13 protein-coding genes and 2 tRNA genes are annotated in these 18298 nt (G+C 55.3%); 12 read left to right on the top strand and 3 right to left on the bottom strand.

Annotated elements, in window-relative coordinates:
* The first annotated feature begins 192 nt into the window (after positions 1-192).
* The gene (locus tag KI367_RS09090; protein ID WP_246536804.1) at positions 193-1740 is read left to right on the top strand and encodes a leucyl aminopeptidase; all 1548 of its coding nucleotides are present in this window, start codon (positions 193-195) and stop codon (positions 1738-1740) included.
* 220 nt (positions 1741-1960) lie between these two features.
* A complete protein-coding gene (locus KI367_RS09085) occupies positions 1961-2920 on the top strand; it encodes an aldolase catalytic domain-containing protein (protein WP_036708511.1) in 960 nt (319 codons plus the stop codon).
* Positions 2921-3005: 85 nt separating this feature from the next.
* Here the strand turns inward: KI367_RS09085 and KI367_RS09080 are convergent, their stop codons facing one another.
* Positions 3006-3257, bottom strand: a complete 252-nt coding sequence (locus KI367_RS09080; protein ID WP_036708513.1) for a hypothetical protein — start codon at positions 3255-3257, stop codon at positions 3006-3008.
* Between the two features lie 11 nt (positions 3258-3268).
* Entirely contained in the window at positions 3269-3592 is a 324-nt protein-coding gene (locus KI367_RS09075) for a YbjQ family protein (protein ID WP_036708518.1), read from the bottom strand.
* A gap of 235 nt (positions 3593-3827) precedes the next feature.
* On the opposite strand from KI367_RS09075, the gene KI367_RS09070 reads away from it, so the two are divergent.
* The 3 genes from KI367_RS09070 to KI367_RS09060 all read left to right on the top strand — a co-directional run bounded on the left by KI367_RS09070 (position 3828) and on the right by KI367_RS09060 (position 6158).
* Complete coding sequence (locus tag KI367_RS09070) at positions 3828-5900, top strand: putative bifunctional diguanylate cyclase/phosphodiesterase (RefSeq protein WP_246536801.1); 2073 nt, start codon at positions 3828-3830, stop codon at positions 5898-5900.
* A 99-nt stretch (positions 5901-5999) separates the two neighbouring features.
* Positions 6000-6073, top strand: a tRNA-Pro gene (locus tag KI367_RS09065).
* An 11-nt stretch (positions 6074-6084) separates the two neighbouring features.
* Positions 6085-6158 (top strand) — tRNA-Gly (locus tag KI367_RS09060).
* A 310-nt stretch (positions 6159-6468) separates the two neighbouring features.
* Here KI367_RS09060 and KI367_RS09055 read toward each other — a convergent pair.
* Positions 6469-7629 carry an ROK family transcriptional regulator gene (locus KI367_RS09055; protein ID WP_212949109.1) on the bottom strand — a complete coding sequence of 387 codons (1161 nt, stop codon included), beginning with the start codon at positions 7627-7629 and terminating at the stop codon, positions 6469-6471.
* 304 nt (positions 7630-7933) lie between these two features.
* Here KI367_RS09055 and xylA point away from each other — a divergent pair, with 304 nt between their 5' ends.
* The 7 genes from xylA to KI367_RS09020 all read left to right on the top strand — a co-directional run bounded on the left by xylA (position 7934) and on the right by KI367_RS09020 (position 18215).
* Positions 7934-9250: a xylose isomerase gene (gene xylA / locus KI367_RS09050; RefSeq protein WP_212949107.1), complete on the top strand. Its 1317-nt coding sequence runs from the start codon at positions 7934-7936 to the stop codon at positions 9248-9250.
* 110 nt (positions 9251-9360) lie between these two features.
* A complete protein-coding gene (xylB, locus tag KI367_RS09045; RefSeq protein WP_212949105.1) occupies positions 9361-10857 on the top strand; it encodes a xylulokinase in 1497 nt (498 codons plus the stop codon).
* A gap of 77 nt (positions 10858-10934) precedes the next feature.
* Positions 10935-12728 carry a cache domain-containing sensor histidine kinase gene (locus KI367_RS09040; protein ID WP_212949104.1) on the top strand — a complete coding sequence of 598 codons (1794 nt, stop codon included), beginning with the start codon at positions 10935-10937 and terminating at the stop codon, positions 12726-12728.
* Complete coding sequence (locus KI367_RS09035) at positions 12721-14268, top strand: response regulator transcription factor (RefSeq protein ID WP_212949101.1); 1548 nt, start codon at positions 12721-12723, stop codon at positions 14266-14268. The genes KI367_RS09040 and KI367_RS09035 overlap by 8 nt, the downstream gene beginning before the upstream one ends.
* Before the next feature lie 151 nt (positions 14269-14419).
* Positions 14420-15403 carry an ABC transporter permease gene (locus KI367_RS09030; protein WP_373316218.1) on the top strand — a complete coding sequence of 328 codons (984 nt, stop codon included), beginning with the start codon at positions 14420-14422 and terminating at the stop codon, positions 15401-15403.
* Positions 15404-15475: 72 nt separating this feature from the next.
* Positions 15476-16384, top strand: coding sequence for a carbohydrate ABC transporter permease (locus KI367_RS09025; protein WP_212949099.1), 909 nt, complete (start codon positions 15476-15478; stop codon positions 16382-16384).
* Between the two features lie 109 nt (positions 16385-16493).
* Positions 16494-18215 carry an ABC transporter substrate-binding protein gene (locus KI367_RS09020; protein ID WP_212949097.1) on the top strand — a complete coding sequence of 574 codons (1722 nt, stop codon included), beginning with the start codon at positions 16494-16496 and terminating at the stop codon, positions 18213-18215.
* The last annotated feature ends 83 nt before the right edge of the window (positions 18216-18298 follow it).

Genomic DNA, 18298 nt, shown 5'->3' with positions numbered 1-18298 from the left:
ATAATAAAACCAACTTGGAAATCATTTGTATACAGGTGTGGAATCATTGTATCCGCATGGGACCGTTTTTGTAAACCGCGATGGATTCCCGCCATGATTGGAAAACGGCCCGTCTTCCGAGTTGCTTTGGACAAACGTGGAATAATATATATGATTATCGTCCGAAAACTTCATGACAAAGGAAGATGACAGATGGATGGATATTCCTGTTCCGAAACCATGCAGGTTTCGATTGAGTGGATCGGGGAGACGGATGCGGCAAGGGCGGATGTGGACGCGTTTATCGTATTGGTTTCGCCGCAAGGCGCCCAGGACGGCAGCATGCGTCAGGCATGGAACTCGCTGCTGCTGCCGCTGATGGAACGGCATTTGTTCCAGGGAGCGCCCTTTCAGACCTATGCCGTGCCGCTGCAGGGCCGGGGAGAATCCCGGACGGTCATTTTCGTCGGAGCCGGCGAGCGGCCGCTGACGTCGGAGGAGTTAAGGGTGGCGGCGGCCCAAGCGGCAAAGGCGGCATTAAAAATGAGGGTCAAAACGCTGGCCTGGGAGTTGAGCGCGCCTCTGGTCGCTTTTACGGCGGAGCAAAACGCCGCGGCCGCGGCTCAGGCGCTGACCGAGGGGATGATTCTCGGAGCGTATCGCCAGCGGCAATATAAGCAAAACGCCTCCGATTATACCGGAATCGAGCAGCTTTTATTTTTGCGCAAAGGATCGGTTTCGGCGGCTGAAAAGGCGGAATGGGAGCAAGGCATCCGGCGGGGGGTGGCTTATGCCGAATCGACTTGCCTCGCCAGGGATTTGACCAATCTGCCCGGGAATATGCTCGTGCCGGAGGGGTTGGCTGAAGCCGCGTTAAACGTTGCCGCCAAACACGGCTTCGAGTCTTCCGTCCTGGACGAACGGCAGCTGGCGGAGCTGGGGATGGGCGGACTGCTTGCCGTCGGGCAGGGCAGCGTGCATCCGCCGCGGCTCATTATGATCAGGTACCAGGGCAGGGACAAATGGGACGACGTGATCGGGCTGGTGGGCAAAGGCATCACGTTTGATACCGGCGGCATTTCGCTGAAAAGGCGGGCCGGGATGGAGGAAATGATCAGCGATATGGGCGGGGCTGCCGCGGTTCTGGGCGTCATGAACGCGCTCGGGACGTTAAGGCCCGCGGTCAACGTCGTGATGGTGATTCCCGCAGCCGAAAATATGCCGGGCGGAGGCGCCTTTAAACCGGGGGACGTCATCCGGAGCTACAGCGGCCGGACGATCGAAGTTTTAAACACCGATGCGGAAGGCCGCGTCGTGCTGGCGGACGGGATGGCTTACGCACGGGAGTTGGGGGCTTCGAAACTCATCGATGTCGCCACGCTCACGGGGGCCGTGTTGACCGCTTTGGGGGACGTGGCGACCGGAGCCGTCGCCAATGACGACACGATGCTCGAGGAGTTCATCCTCGCTTCCAAACGTGCCGGAGAAAAGGTATGGCCGCTGCCTGCGTACAAGGAATTTTGGGATATGCTGAAAAGCGACGTGGCCGACATCAAAAACAGCACGGGCTCCAGGGGCGCGGCGATTACGGCCGGACTGTTCGTCGGGACTTTTGCCGAGGGGCTGCCTTGGATCCATTTGGACATCGCCGGAACGGCTTTTCTCGCCAAAGAGCGGGGCGTGAACCCGAAAGGGGCGACGGGGGCGATGGTTCGTAGCATGACCGAATGGATATTGGCGCAGGAGGCCAAAGAAAAATAACCATGAAGGCAAAAGCAGCTTTCGGAGTCGTCCGCACGGCTTCCGCGGCTGCTTTTTTATTGCGATTCGCAACGGATTGCAGGTGAGTAGCCCGTATTTTTGGTATTTTGCGTAAAAGCGTCCACGCTTTAATGAGAAAATGTCATATTCATCTTTACTTTTCGGCTGCCGTTCAAGTATGATGAAATAATAAATTTTACGCCGGAAGGAGAAGTTTTGGTTGAAGACGAACCCTTGCAAAATTGTGGATTGTACGATTCGTGACGGTGGACTGGTGAATAATTGGGATTTTAGCGTTGAATTTGTGCAAAATCTGTACGCCGGGCTGAATGAGGCGGGCGTTGATTATATGGAAATCGGCTATAAAAACTCCCCCAAACTGCTGAAGGGCGCCGATCAGGCGGGCCCATGGCGTTTTTTGAACGATGATTTCCTGCGCGAGGTCATTCCCCAAAAAGGAAAAACGAAATTATCCGCGCTGGTGGATATCGGGCGGGTGGACGTGGACGACATTCTTCCGCGCTCCGAAAGCATGCTCGACCTGATCCGCGTCGCCTGCTACATCAAGGACGTGGATAAAGCGCTCGATCTCATCCAAACTTTCCATGACCGCGGATACGAAACGACGTTAAATATCATGGCATTGTCCAACGTCATGGAAAACGAGCTGGCCGAAGCTTTTGAGATGATCAAGGACAGCGCGGTGGACGTGGTGTACATCGTCGATTCCTACGGCAGCCTGGATCATAAGGACGTCAAATATTTGGTGGAAAAGTTCAAAACGAACCTGCCGAACAAACGTCTCGGCGTGCACACGCACAACAACATGCAGCTGGCGTTCTCCAATACGCTGATTGCCGCCGAGCTGGGCGTTGAACTGCTTGATGCATCCGTGTACGGCATGGGACGCGCGGCGGGCAACTGCCCGACGGAGCTGCTCGTGACGCATTTGAAAAACACGCATTATAATCTTCGTCCGGTCCTGGATATTATCGAACGCTACATGATCCCTCTGCGCGAAAAAGAGGAGTGGGGCTATCTGATTCCGTACATGATCACGGGCACGCTCGACGAGCATCCGCGATCGGCCATGGCGCAGCGCGCTTCGAAAGACAAGGACAAATACGTGGAGTTCTACGATAAGTTGACGACGCCCGAAGTCAATTTTGATAGCAAATAAAGCCGGAATACGATAAAAAGCTTGACCGCATCCGCTGCGGCCAAGCTTTTTTGATTGAGGAACGAGAGTTTTCGCTTAGGGCGGGCTATCTGATCGGAACGTATTCCCGTTCGCCCGTTTCGTGATTGTAATACACCTGATATTTGATTCCGTCCCGCGGGTCCACGAATATTTCGGAGGTCGGCGTAAATTTGCCGCTGAGAAGGTCGCTCCGGCTGGACTGTTCGTTTTTTCTGCGGTAACGGCGGTCGAAGAAGCGCCAACTGAGCCAAAGCAGGACAAGAAAGACGACGATTTGCAATCCGTAAATCATGACGACGGCCACGATCGCACCCATGTGGATCCCGGCTAACCGATCGGCCTAGTTTTTACGACGGTGCCGTAGGCGACGATTTCGCTCATGTTGTTGCCGATGTCACCGCTGTCGAAACGCATCATGATAATGGCGTTGCCGCCCATGGCATGGGCATTTTGCACCAGCCGGTCGATCGCCTGACGGCGCGCGTCTTCAATCATTTGCGTATATTGCTTGACTTCGCCGCCGACTAGCCCTTTCAGGGAAGCCATAATATCGCCGCCGATTCCCCGCGCCCGCACCACCACGCCAAACGTCGTTCCAAGCACTTCGATGACTTCATGGTTATGTATATTTTCCGTAGTCGTAATGATCATTTCGCATTCACTCCTTCATCGTTATAATTCATATTACGGATAAAACGCAAAAAAGATTCAGACCGAAGACCGCATTTTCTGTCGAAGATTGCCAAAGCGCGTAAAATATTATCTGGTATCAGCAGGAATAAGGTCAGATACGTGGAATTATTTAACACGAATCCATCTTCATATCTTTATTACCCGGGGGTCAGATGGCTTTATGCGTCCAAGAAGAGTTGAGGAAATAAGAACGGTGAAAACGGCCCTGTGGGGAATATTGATGTTTGCCGCCGTCCTGCTTGCGGAATCGTTGTATCCGCTGCCGGGATTGGATCCCCGCGTATTTCAAACGGCATATATTTTGCTGGGCAGCTGCTGCACAGCCGCAAGCTTTGCCATCTTTTCGCAGGGATGGCTTTTGTTCTCCCATAAATTGTCGCGGTACCGGCTGTATACGGCGGCTTTATTCTTATGCGTGGCCGTGCTGGACCTGCTGCAAATGCTGAGCCTGATGGGCATGCCGCTGATCGGCTCCGCCATGAACGACAACGACGCCCTTTGGTTGTCTTTGATTTCCAGGCTGCTGCTCACGGCAGGCATATTTTGCATTTATTCGTTAAAAGATTTTATGGTCAACGTCGCTCATAAAAGCTTCGTGCTTACCGTCACCATGGTCGCTACGGCCGCCGCGGCGGCGGCGTTCATCGCGTGGGGCCGCATGCTGCCGCCGCTGCTCGTCGACGGGGGAATGGGCCCGGCGGTCAAGTACGCCGTGTTTTTTACCGCGCTGACGGCGCTGGGCGGCATCGCTTCAATCGTTTACCGAGGCAGAAAAGAGCGGGCCCCTTCGCTGCTGATCATCATCCGGGCGCTGATTTACACCGCGATCGGCCAAGGGATGATTTTGTCCGCAGGCAGCATGTACGAAATCAATTATTTGCTGGGAAGCTTGGGGGGCGCGGTGTCTTATTACCTGATGCTAAAAGGCGTATACCGGCTGACGATCGAAGACCCTTTCCGCGAACAGCAGCGAATGGAAGCCAAAATGAATTATTTGGCTTTTCATGACGATCTGACGGGGCTCCCGAACAAGCGGAGGTTAACCGAACGTCTGGACAAGGTGATGAAGGCCAGGGACAACGGTACGACCGGAGTCGTCGTGTTTAACATTAACCGTTTCAAAAACATCAACGATTCGCTGGGGCACCAGGCGGGTGACCGGCTGCTGCAGCAGGTGGGCGACCGTTTGAAGCGGAATACCCTTCCGAAGGAGGAGGTATTCAGCATGGGCGGAGACGAGTTTGCGTTGATCATGCCGGAGCTTGGCGACGTGGAATCCGCAATCAAGCGAATCCGAGGTTTGATGCAGCTGTTTGAGGAGCCGCTGACGATCGATGACGGCGATTATCATATTACGTTATGCGCGGGATTGGCCTTATATCCGGAGGACGGGGATACGGCGGAGCAGCTGATTCAGAACGCGGACACGGCGGTGCACCACGCGAAGGATTACGGGATCGATGTACGGCATTTCGTGCCGTCCATGCAGCGGAAGGCGAAGGAAAGATTGAAGCTTGAAAACGATTTGCGCAAGGCGCTGGAACGCCGCGAGTTTTACCTCGAGTACCAGCCGCTCGTCTCCTTGGAAAACTGCGAGATCGTCGGCATGGAGGCTTTGCTGCGGTGGAGGCATCCGAAACGCGGCAACGTTTCGCCGCAGGAATTCATTCCGCTGGCCGAAGAAAGCGGCCTGATCGTTCAACTTGGCGAGTGGGTTCTCCGGACCGCCTGCAAACAAAACAAAACGTGGCAGGATGCGGGCTACAAGCCGATTTGCGTGTCGATCAACCTGTCCATGCGCCAATTCCTTCAGCCGCATCTGGCGGATCGGATCGGACAGATTTTGCAGGAAATCGGCCTGGAACCCAAATACGTCGAGCTGGAAATTACGGAAAGCATGACCTTTGATAAAGAGACGGCTTTTGAACAGCTGCGGAGGCTGAAGGAGCTCGGCGTGTTCATCAGCATCGACGATTTCGGGACGGGCTACAGCTCCTTGCATTATTTAAAAAGCATGCCGATCGACCGGCTGAAAATCGACCGTTCTTTTGTCAACGAGGTGATGAGCGATCATAACGACGCGGCGATCGTGTCCACCATTACCTCCATGGCCCATCATTTGCAGCTGAAAGTGACGGCCGAAGGCGTGGAGAACGAGGAACAGCTTCATTTCCTAAGAGAGCAGCGCTGCCACGAAGGGCAGGGGTACTACTTCAGCAAGCCGGTGCCGCCGGCGGATTTCGAGAAGACGTTTTTGCTTCATTAGCACATACATAACATGTTTTGAACAAAAAAAGAGTTGCATATCCCGCGGACTCATGGTATATTATTTCTTGTCTTCAATATCTGAAGACGTGAGTAACCGCGGGACGTAGCTCAGCTTGGTAGAGCACCTGGTTTGGGACCAGGGGGTCGCATGTTCGAATCGTGTCGTCCCGATATTCATTTTCGCGGGTGTAGTTCAATGGTAGAACTCCAGCCTTCCAAGCTGGTAGCGTGGGTTCGATTCCCATCACCCGCTCCAAATTCAGAAAAAACCAAAACACCAATAGGTGTTTTTTTATTTGGAACGGTTGTGGGGAAGAGAACCCACGCGCGTGGGTGCGACCGTCCGTGCAGGCTTCTTGGGAATGACCCGATCAGGACGCGCGTCAACATCTACCTCTGGGTGCGAGCCGAAGGCTCGCTATTTCGATCGGGATGTTGAGTATTCCCATCACCCGCTCCATAAAACATAAGACGACGCCGAAGGCGTTTTTTTTTGTTATATGGAGGTTTGTGGGGAAGGGAACCCACGCCAAAAAGCCGACGGATATTAAATCCGCCGGCTTTTTTTATACCATCACCCTCGTATGGCCGAGAAAATGCATCGCCGCCGAAAAGCCCGCCCCGATCATCGTCGCCCGGCTGCCCAGCGCGGAAAAAGCGATTTCGAGCTGCTGCTTGTGGTAGGGCAGCGTCCGTTTGGCCACGACCTGCTGCATCGGCTCCTCCAGCCATTCCCGGGCTTCGGACAACGCCCCGCCGAGCACGATCAGCTCCGGGTTGAAGCCGTTGATCAGGTTCGTCAGGCCGATGCCCAAATAGTTGCCCATGACGCGGAACTGGCTGCGCGCAGCTTCATCGCCTTCGGCGGCATGGCGGACAAGCTCCCGGGTCTGATAGGCGGGGAGCTCGCTCGCCGCCAGGTCGTACGCCTTCTCCGAAGCGTACAGCTCCCAGCATCCGCGGCTGCCGCAGCTGCAGGGCATGCCTTCCGCTTCGATGCTCATATGCCCGGTTTCGCCGGCATATCCTCTTGAACCTTTGTACAGCTCCCCGCTGATGATGATTCCGGAACCGATCCCCGAACCGGCGCTGATATACAGCAAATGCCGCACATCCTGGCCCCGGCCGAAATGAAGCTCGCCGAGCGCTCCGCTGTTGGCTTCGTTGTCGATGATGACGGGAATGGCAAAATGCTCTTCAAGCATGCTGCGCAGATGGACCATCTCCCATCCCAGGTTGGGCGCAAACAGGACGACGCCGTCCTCGTCGACCATGCCGGGAACGCCGACGCCGATGCCGACCATGCCGTAGTGGGTCGGAGGAGCCTCGTCAATCAGCCCGGCAATCATCGTTTTCATTTGTTCGAACGTATAGGCCAAATCGTGCCGGCGAAGGGGGACTTCCGTCTCCGACAGCACGCTCCCGTTCAAATCGCATAAGACCGCGGTCATCTGCTTCACGCGCAGCTCCATGCCGATCACGCACCCGGCCATCGCGTTAAAATGCAAAATGAGGGGTTTGCGTCCGCCGCTGGATTCGCCCGGCCCGGCTTCAAGCACCAGCTGCTCCTGCTGCAGCTCGGCCACCAAGTTCGATACGGTCGCTTTGTTCAGTCCCGTAATTTCCGAAATCCGCGCGCGCGACAGCTCGGGATGCTTCCGGATCGTATGCAGGATCAGCGACTTGTTTATTTTTTTGACGAGCGCCTGGTCGCCGGTCACGTTCATGTCAAAAACACATCCTTCAAGGAACCTTTCGATGTTTCGAAATACAACAATGTATGCGATTCATACCTAGAATCAGGCTTGCATTTCATCCGCAAAACGGCATCTCCGCCTGTCAAGACGGGGAGTCGTTTACGCCTGTATCCCCCTAGTCTAGTGTCTTCCTGGGCAAATTGCAATAGGATAAAAAAACTTAGTTTAACCAATATACAAAGTCGAAACTTTGTGTTAGGATGGTGTTGTAAAGGCTTTCGTCGATAAAAAATAGCAGAATAAATCATACGGTATCCAAGGAGGAACATGCGCAATGGCATATTTTGAAAACGTCGGAAAAATCAATTACGAGGGCAGCCGCTCGACCAACCCGTTTGCGTTCAAGTATTACAATCCGGAGGAAAAGGTTGCCGGCAAAACGATGGAAGAGCATCTGCGCTTCGCCATGGCTTATTGGCATACGTTGACCGCGGGCGGAACCGACCCGTTCGGCAGCGAAACCGCCGTCCGCGGCTGGGATCACCTCAGCGGCATGGACAAAGCGAAAGCCCGCGTGGAAGCCGCCTTTGAATTCATGGATAAAATGAACCTGCAGTACTTCTGCTTCCATGACGTCGACATCGCGCCGGAAGGCAGCGGCTTGAAGGAGTTTTTCAGCAACATCGACACGATCGTGGATTTGATCGAACAAGGCATGAAATCGTCCGGCAAAAAGCTGCTGTGGAACACGGCGAACATGTTCACGAATCCGCGTTACATGCACGGCGCAGGTTCGACCTGCAATGCCGACGTATATGCGTATGCTGCGGCCCAAATCAAAAAAGGCCTTGAGGTCGGCAAACGCCTCGGCGCCGAAAACTACGTGTTCTGGGGCGGCCGCGAAGGTTACGAAACGCTGCTGAACACCGACATGCAGCTGGAAATGGACAACATGGCCCGCCTGTTCTCCATGGCGGTGGATTACGCGAAGGAAATCGGCTTCGACGCCCAGTTCCTGATCGAACCGAAACCGAAAGAACCTACGAAACACCAATATGATTTCGATGCGGCGACCACGATTGCGTTCCTGCAAAAATACGGTCTCGACAAACATTTCAAACTGAACCTGGAAGCGAACCACGCGACGCTGGCCGGCCATACGTTCGAGCATGAGCTGCGCGTGGCGCGGATCAACGGCATGCTCGGCTCGCTGGACGCCAACCAAGGCGACATGCTGCTCGGTTGGGACACCGACGAATTCCCGGTCAACATCTACGACGCGACGCTGACCTTGTACGAAGTGCTCAAGAACGACGGCCTCGGCAAAGGCGGCATCAACTTCGACGCGAAAGTGCGCCGTCCGTCCTTTGAGCCGGAAGATCTGTTCCTGGCCCACATCGCGGGCATGGATACGTATGCCAAAGGGCTGAAAGTAGCAGCCAAACTGATCGAAGACCGCGTGTTCGACGACTTCATCGAAAAACGCTACAGCAGCTTCAAAGAAGGCGTCGGCGCCGAGATCGTTTCCGGCAAAGCGACGCTGGCATCCCTGTCCGAATATGCGCTGAACAACGAGCAGCCACGCAAAAACGAGTCCGGACGCCAGGAAATGCTGAAGTCCTTGCTGAATCAATACATTTTGGCGGAATAAACGGTACGCGAGCAATCATGCATGCGGCGGAGGTTGCCTGAAGAAGCATTCTTCGGCAGCCTCTTTTTTTATTTTTCATACAAGACTTTAGCCTTAAGGAGGCGCTATTGATGAAGTATGTAATCGGTATCGATATCGGAACCAGCGCGGTCAAATCCGTGCTTGTGTCGGAGGAAGGCCGGGTCGTTTGCGAACATGCGGAAAGTTATCCGCTGCATCGCCCGAATCCGGGCTGGAGCGAGCAAAATCCCGAGGACTGGGCGGAGCGCACCATCGCGAGCCTGCGCAAATTGATGGAGAAATCGCAGGTTGCGCCGTCCGACGTGGAGGGCATCAGTTTTTCGGGACAGATGCACGGACTGGTGCTGGTGGATGCGGAAGGCAAGCCGCTTCGTCCGGCCATCTTGTGGAATGACACGCGGACGACGCCGCAATGCCGCCGGATCGAGCAGACCCTTGGAACCCGGCTGCTGGACATCGCCCGCAACCGGGCTTTGGAAGGTTTTACGCTTCCGAAATTATTGTGGGTGCAGGAACATGAACCGGAAATTCTGTCCCGAGCGTCGCTTTTCCTGCTGCCGAAGGATTACGTCAGATATCGCCTGACGGGCGGCTTTGCGATGGATTATTCGGACGCGGCCGGCACGCTGCTGCTGGACGTGGCAGGCAAAACATGGAGCGCGGACATCGCACAAGCGTTTGATCTGCCCCTGTCGCTTTGTCCGAAGCTGGCGGAATCCTCCGAGCTGACGGGCACGCTGCTGCCGGACGTGGCGGAAGCTGCGGGGCTGCTGCCGGCGACCAAAGTGTTTGCGGGCGGGGCGGACAATGCGTGCGGAGCGATCGGCGCCGGCATTTTGGGCGAAGGCAAAACGATGTGCAGCATCGGCACGTCGGGCGTGGTTCTTTCCTATGAAAGCCGCAAGGACGTGAATCCGCAAGGCAAAATGCATTTTTTCAACCACGGGGAAGAGGACGCTTTTTACGTCATGGGCGTTACTTTGGCGGCGGGGCATAGCCTCTCCTGGTTCAAACAAACGTTTGCGAAAGAGTCCTCCTTCGACGAGCTGCTGGAGGGGATCGAAGACGTTCCGGCGGGAAGCGGCGGACTGCTGTTTACGCCATATATTTCCGGGGAACGCACGCCCCATCCGGATGCGGACATCCGCGGCAGCTTCATCGGGATGGATTCGGGCCATACGCTGAAGCATTTTGCGCGTGCCGTCCTGGAAGGCATCACGTTTTCGCTGCGCGAGTCGATCGACCTCATCCGCGAGTCCGGCAGAGAGATTGCCGAGGTGACCGCGATCGGCGGCGGGGCCCAAAACGAAACATGGCTGCAGATGCAGGCCGATATTTTTAATGCCGACATCGTGAAGCTGGAAAGCGAGCAGGGACCTGCCATGGGCGCCGCGATGCTGGCCGCGTACGGCTGCGGATGGTTTCCGTCCCTTGAAGCGTGCGCGAAACAGTTCATCCGTCCGGCTGAAGTCTTTTCCCCGAATCCCGAGCAGGTGAAGCGGTATGACGGTTTGTTTTCGGTATACCGGGACGTCTACGGCCAAACCCGGGAATTGAACGAAAGGCTTGCGGCCTACCGCCAATAGGATATAAAGTTTAAAAGAGAGAGGGACTATCATCCGCCGGGATGGGGTCCGGCAAAGACAGCCGTGGGGGAATAGACATGTGGCACCGGTTCGTAACGTTATTAAACGACATCAAAATTCGGAATAAACTGCTGCTGTCTTTCCTGCTTGCGGCGCTGCTGCCCGTTTTGCTGGTCGGGGGATACCTCACGGCGGAAATGAGGCAAATGGCGTTCAATAACGCGATGGAGCAGGCTTCGACGAACGTCGACCGGATCAAAAAAAGAACGGAGGAGGTCATCCGCGTCTCGCTGGACATCTCTTACCGGCTATCCAATGACGCCAGGCTCAAAAAGCTGGCCAACCGGCATTATGAAAGCGTATACGACGTGGTCGAGGCCTACAGGGACTATCCCGACATGCGGGAATACTTAAGGCTCTACAAAGAAATTTCGAACATCAGGCTGTATACCGACAACGCCACGCTGCTGAACAACTGGGAGCTCATCAACGCCTCGGACGATATTAAGGCCAGCGACTGGTACCGGCATGCGCTTGATCATGAAAGCCTGGTCAGCTGGCGGTATATCGAGGATGAACGCGACCATAAAAAATATTTAAGCCTGGTGCGGACGATCGAGCTCGAAAGCCTGAAAAAATACGGCGTGCTGGTGCTGAACGTCAATGCCAACATGCTGAATTCGATTTTGAGCCAGGAAACGTTCGACACGATGATCGTGGACGATCAGGACAACATCGTTGCGGCGAACCGCGGCGACTGGAAAAACAAGAAGCTGACCGACCTGTCGCTGGATCGGAACATGTTGACGCAGCGCAGCGGCACGTTCGAGGCGACGCTTAACGGCATTCCTTCGAAAGTGCTGATCGATGAGGTCAAACCGGCTTCCAGCGAAAACGGGATCCGGATCATTTCCGTGTTTTCGATCGGCAGCATCGTGAAGGAACCGAACAAAATCATCAGGCTCGCGCTGACGGTCATCGTCATCAGCATCGTTCTGGCCTTCCTGCTGATCTACAGCGTGTCCTCCCTGTTCTCCCGGCGGATGCTGCGGCTCAGCAGGCATATTACCCGGGTCGGGCTCGGGGATTTCGATACGACGCTGCAAATCGACGGCAAGGATGAAATCGGACTGTTGTCCAGGCAGTTCAATTCCATGGTGCGCAACATTCACGACCTGATGGAAGAAGTGACGCAGTCCAATGAACGGAACCGGCTGCTGGAGCAAAAACAGAGCGAAATCCGCTTTAAAATGCTGGCAAGCCAAATTAATCCCCATTTTCTGTTCAATGCGCTGGAATCGATCCGGATGGAGGCCCATATGAAAGGCCAGACGGAAATTGCCAGAATCGTACGGCTGCTCGGCAAAATGATGCGCAACAACCTCGAGGCCGGCAACAGCAAAATCCCGCTGAAGCAGGAGCTGGAGATGGTCAGCTGTTATCTGGAAATCCAGCGGTTCCGGTATGAGGACCGGCTGCGTTACGAGTTTCACGTCGATCCGGCATTGGAAGCGCTGTACATGCCTCCGCTCATTATCCAGCCTCTCGTCGAAAACGCCGTCGTGCATGGCCTCGACAACAACGCGGAAGGGGCATCCGTCAAAGTCGCGATTTTGCGCGAAGGAAATGCGGCCATGTTCACGATTACGGATAATGGCATCGGCATCCCGGAAGAGAGGATGGATAAAATCATGCAGACGCTGGAAGACGCGGAGGAAAGGGAAGGCGAGCGGATCGGGCTGCGAAACGTGCATGTCAGGTTGAAGCTGACGTACGGGGAGTCCTGCGGATTGTCCATTCGAAGCAAGCCCGGCTGCGGTACGGCCATTTCCTTTGCCATTCCGCTCGAGGGGGGAATGATAGATGCTTAAAGTGATGATCGTCGACGACGAACCGAAGCTCCGCGAAGGCCTGCGAATGCTGATTCCTTGGGAAGAACATGGATATCAGGTGGCGGATACGGCGGCGAACGGGCAGGAGGCGCTCGAAAAATACGAGGTCCATCAGCCGGAGCTGATTCTGGCGGACATCCGGATGCCCGGCATGGACGGATTGGAGCTCATTTCGGAGCTGCGGGGCCGGGGGGCGGAAAGCCATGTGCTGATTTTGAGCGGTTATGCCGATTTCGAATACGCGAAGCGGGCGATTTCGTACCGCGTCGACGGATATCTGCTTAAACCGGTGGATGAGGAAGAATTGGTTTCTTATCTCGGGCAGATCCGGGAGGCGATCGAAAAAGAGCGGCAGTACAGCCTGCGGACCCGGGAGGAACCGGCCCGCGGCAGGGAGGCGGTGCTGAAGGAGCTGCTGCTGCCGGATCCATCCGAACTCGGCGGCGAACGGCTGAAACGGCTGGCCGCTTCGCTTCAACTCCCGGAAGGGCCGTGCGAAGTCGTCTTGCTGCGGCTCGGACCGGCGCCGTCCGTGACGGAGGAGGTTTACTCCCGTGTCCGCCAGGCATTGGAGGAGGCCGTCCGGCAAAGCGGAGCGGGCCTATGTTTTCATCTTCCCCCGCATTTGGGAATCCTTCTTACGAAACCGCCGGCAAGCCGGGAGGATGACCGGGAGCTGCATCGGATGATTGCGGAGCGGGTATCCGCGGAGGGCCTGACGTTCAGCGCGGCGGCCGGAGGAAAGGCCGCGGGGCCGGAAGAAGCGTATATATCCTTGTCGGCGGCAATCGAGGCGTTGAAGTTCAACTTCGAAGGGGACACGCTGATTCGGGAGGAAGCGGCGGCAGGCTGGAGCGGCTTTCAGGCCGAAGAGCTGCCGGACTTCGATCCGGACGAGGCCGAGCACCGGCTGCTGCTTGTTTTGGAAACCGGAAATACCGCCAAGCTGGAGCCGCTTGTCGAAGCGATCTGCCGCCGCATGGCAGCGGACGGGATGGATGAGCTGAAGCTGAAGGAGAACCTGATCCGGCTAGCCGGGAGCGTGCTGGCGCGGCTGGAGTCGTCCCACCCGGACATGCGCGCCTTTTGGACGGAGCACGGGGTCCCGGTCGGCGCGTTTTATGCATGCGGCCGGATCGGCGAGCTGATGGCTTCGGCGCACGCGTATTTGCGGGAAATTTCCGAACGGATGCGCAGCGAAAGCCGCGGGAACGAAATCCAAAGAATGATCGAACTGATCGAACGGCGCTACAACGAGAACTTGAAGCTCGAAACGCTGGCGGAGCTGTTTAATTACAACAGCGCTTACCTCGGAAAAATGTTCAAAAATACGACGGGCGAATATTTTAACACGTTTTTGGATAAGGTCCGCGTCGAAAAAGCCAAGGCTTTCCTGGACCAGGGCATGAAGGTGTACGAGGTCGCCGAAAAAGTGGGTTACATGAATCCGGATTATTTTAATATGAAATTCCGCAAATATGTCGGGGTGTCTCCAACCTCTTACCGCAAGGGAAAATGACGGTAAGGGGTTTTTTCTTGCCGCAAAATGGGCGGGGAGGCAGGGATATGGCGGCATGTCTAATTTTCACAGGATTTTATCTCTAATTTTTCGGGTACTGCAATCGCTTACAGAGAATTAAAATGGGGGTATAGAGAGGAGGGCATTTTCATTGAGAGCGGCAGCCAACATACCAGACGGCACTCCGAATCGCGGGAAAAGGACCGAAAGCAAGGCGGCATCCCGAAAACGTTTTTGGAAAACGTTCCGAAACCAGAAGTATTTATATCTGATGTCGATCCCGTTCGTCATTTGGGTGTTCGTGTTCAGCTATCTCCCGTTATGGGGATGGACGATGGCCTTTCAGAAATATAAGCCGGCCCGAAGCTTTTTCGAGCAGGAATGGGTGGGCTTCGAGCATTTCAAGGCGCTTTTCCACGACGAACAGTTTCTGCTGTCCTTGCGCAATACGCTGGCGATGAGCACCATGGGCCTGATTGCCGGATTCGTGTTTCCGATCCTGTTCGCCATTTTGCTGAACGAGGTTCGCCTCAGCTTCTTCAAACGTTTTGCCCAAACGATTTCGTACCTGCCCCATTTCGTGTCTTGGGTCGTGGCCGCCGGGATCGTCACCAAAATGCTGTCGACCGATAACGGTCTGGTCAACGACGTGCTGCTGGGCCTCGGCCTCATACATGAACCGATCCAGTTTATGGCCAAAGGCCATCTGTTCTGGGGCATCGTGACGTTGTCGGACGTGTGGAAGGAAACCGGCTGGAATGCCATTATTTATCTGGCGGCCATCGCGGGCATCGGGCCTGAGCTGTATGAAGCCGCCCGGGTGGATGGGGCAAGCCGTTTTCGCCAGATATGGCATATCACGCTGCCGGGCATCCGGCCGACGATCATCGTTTTGCTCATTATGTCCGTCGGCAATTTGCTGAACATCGGCTTCGAGAAGCAGTTCCTGCTCGGCAACAACCTGGTGACGGATTATTCGCAGGTGCTTGATCTGTACTCGCTGAAATACGGGCTCGGCATGGGCCGTTATTCCTTCGGCACGGCGATCAACATTTTCAACTCGGTCATCAGCGTCGCGCTTTTGTTTACCATTAACGGCATCTTTAAGCGCACGACCAAAGAAAGCTTGTTATAGGGCACCAGGCGATTTGTCCATACATACGGCTGCCTGGCGTGCCGACATTTTTGGAAAGGGGGAACGAGGGTCGTGGGGAATGCAGCTTTTGCGCGCGGCAAATCGTGGTCCGACCGGATTTTTGACACGGTGGTTTACGTGATCGTGCTGTTTGTCGTCGTGGTCACCGTCTATCCGTTCCTGAACGTGCTCGCCATCTCGCTGAACGATTCCATCGACAGCGTGCGCGGCGGAATTACCGTTTTTCCCCGGAAGTTTACTTGGGACAATTACATTAAAATATTTACGTTCAGCGGGTTGGTTACGGGCTTCAAAATTTCGGCGCTGCGTACCGTGCTCGGGACCGTGCTCGGGCTGCTCAGCGCATCGATGCTTGCTTTTACGATCAGCCGCGCGGATTTTCAGGGACGCAAATTCGTGTCCACGTTTCTCGCGTTGACGATGTACGTGTCCGGGGGATTGATCCCGACGTACATGCTGATGAAGGATCTGGGGCTGATGAACACGTTTGCCGTCTATATTTTGCCGGGTGTCGTAAGCGCTTTTAACGTGTTTGTCATCCGTTCCTTCATCGACGGCATCCCGTATGCGCTGCAGGAATCGGCCAAACTTGACGGAGCGAACGACTTTACGATTTACTGGCGGGTCATTTTGCCGCTTACCAAACCGGCCTTGGCGACGATCTCGTTATTTCTGGCGGTGGGGCAGTGGAACGCCTGGTTCGATACGTACCTGTATAATGGATCCAACGAATCGCTGACGACGCTCCAATACGAGCTGATGAAGGTGCTGCAGAGCACGACGGCGGGCAGCGGCGGGGATTACCGGACGAACGTGGTGGCGACCGCGGTCAACCAAGTGTCTCCGGAGTCGATCAAAATGGCCATCACCATCATCGTCACCGTACCGATTTTATTGGTGTATCCGTTCCTGCAAAAGTATTTCGTCAAAGGCATGACGCTCGGCGCGGTCAAAAGCTGACCGGTGCTATCCGAAGCGGTATGATCAGGGGCGCTTGCCGGCTCCCTTGTTATACGCATAGATTCTCGCTTGAAAATCCATTCGAATCCATCAGGAGGGGTGTTTCAGTATGGAAAGCAAAAGAAAGAGAAAGACAAAAGCTTCCGCCCTGCTGCTCGTATCCGCCTTGTTCGTCGGCCTGCTGGCCGGCTGCGGGGGAAGCGGCGGCAACGGCGCAGCGTCCAAGGAGAACGGCTCCGGCAAGGAAGCCGCGGCGGGCAACGATAATTCGCCGATCACGTTTTCCCTCTTCAGCGCCGACCCGAGTCCGAACTGGACGGGGATGAAGGACGAAATCGGGAAAGCGATCACCGAAAAAACAGGCGTGACGCTGGACGCGGAATTCGCGGTCGGCGATCCGCAGCAAAAGGTGGCCCTGATCGCTTCCAGCGGCGAATATCCCGATCTCATCAGCGCGAAAAACGATATCAGCAAACTTGTCGACGCCGGCGCGATGCTGGATCTGACCGATCTGATCGACAAGTACGCGCCGAACATTAAAAAGGTGCTCGGGGACTCGATAAAACGCGCGCGCTACAGCGACGAAGACCACGCGATTTACGCCATCCCGACTTATGCGGGGGTAGGCCAGGAGTACTTCCAGGCCGGAGGCGGCTTCGAACTCCAGCACCGCGCGGTCGCTGAAGCGGGATATCCGGAGATCCGGACGGTCAAGGATTATGAGAACGTTATCAAAAATTATATCGAAAAACACCCGACGGACGAAAACGGCAACAAAAATATCGGCCTGACGTTAAACGCCGACGATTGGTACATGTACATCACGGTCACGAATCCGGCCTTTTACACGACGGGCTCGCCGGACGACGGGGAATACGCGATCGACGTGGATACGCAGAAGGTCACGTACCATTTCCGCCGTCCCGCCGAAAAAGAATACTTCCGTTGGCTCAATCATATGAACGATATCGGGCTGCTTGATCCGGAGAGTTTCGTTCAAAAATACGACCAATACAAAGCAAAAATCGCGACCGGGCGCGTCATCGGCCTGATCGATCAGGACTGGGCTTACGGTGACGCCGAAAAGGCGCTGAAAGCGGCGGGCAAATTCGACCAAGGTTACGGGCACTACCCGGTTACGTTAACCGAAGAATACAAGGAAACGTCGTTCTGGCCGACAGGCTTCATGGCGGGTTACGGCATCGGCATCAGCAAAGACTGCAAAGATCCGGTCCGGGCGATCAAATTCCTCGATTACCTCGCTTCCGACGAAGGGCAAGTTCTGCTGAACTGGGGGATCGAAGGAAAACACTACAAAGTCGAAAACGGCAAACGCGTCATTCCGAAGGAAATCAGCGACCGAAAGGTCAACGATGCGACCAACTTCACGAAGGAAACCGGCATCGGCCTGTATAACACGCTTGGCGTTCATTACGGCGACGGCGTGAAGGATCCGTCCGGAAACTATTACACGACCAATTTCCCAGAGCAAATTCAGAACTCATACAACGAAGTCGAAAAGAAAACGCTGGCCGCCTACAATGTCAAGTCGTGGAGAGAGCTGTTCCCGAAAGAAGAAGAGTTTAAAGTCAGACCTTGGGGCGCGGCATGGAATATCGCCATTCCGGGCGACAGCGAAATCGTCGTGTTGGACAACAAGCTGAAGGATATTACGTGGAAACGGATTCCGGAAGCGATTTTGGCCAAACCTGCCGATTTCGACAAGGTATGGGACGCGTACATGAAGGACCTCGAAAAGGCGGGCGTCGAAAAAGCCGAAACGCTGCGCGAGGAGCTCGTGAAACAACGCGTGAAGCTGTGGAACGAATAAGGCGGCTTGCGAAGCCGTGAATGGCTGCAAAAAAAGAATGGCGGGAAGTTTTGGCCGGTCAAGGCCGGGGCTTCCCGCCGTTA

It is taken from the genome of Paenibacillus cookii, from assembly GCF_018333375.1.
In the GTDB taxonomy this organism is placed as follows: domain Bacteria; phylum Bacillota; class Bacilli; order Paenibacillales; family Paenibacillaceae; genus Paenibacillus_AQ; species Paenibacillus_AQ cookii.
The sequence above is the reverse complement of the archived record's forward strand: the minus strand, read 5'-3'. Positions and strand labels throughout refer to the sequence as shown.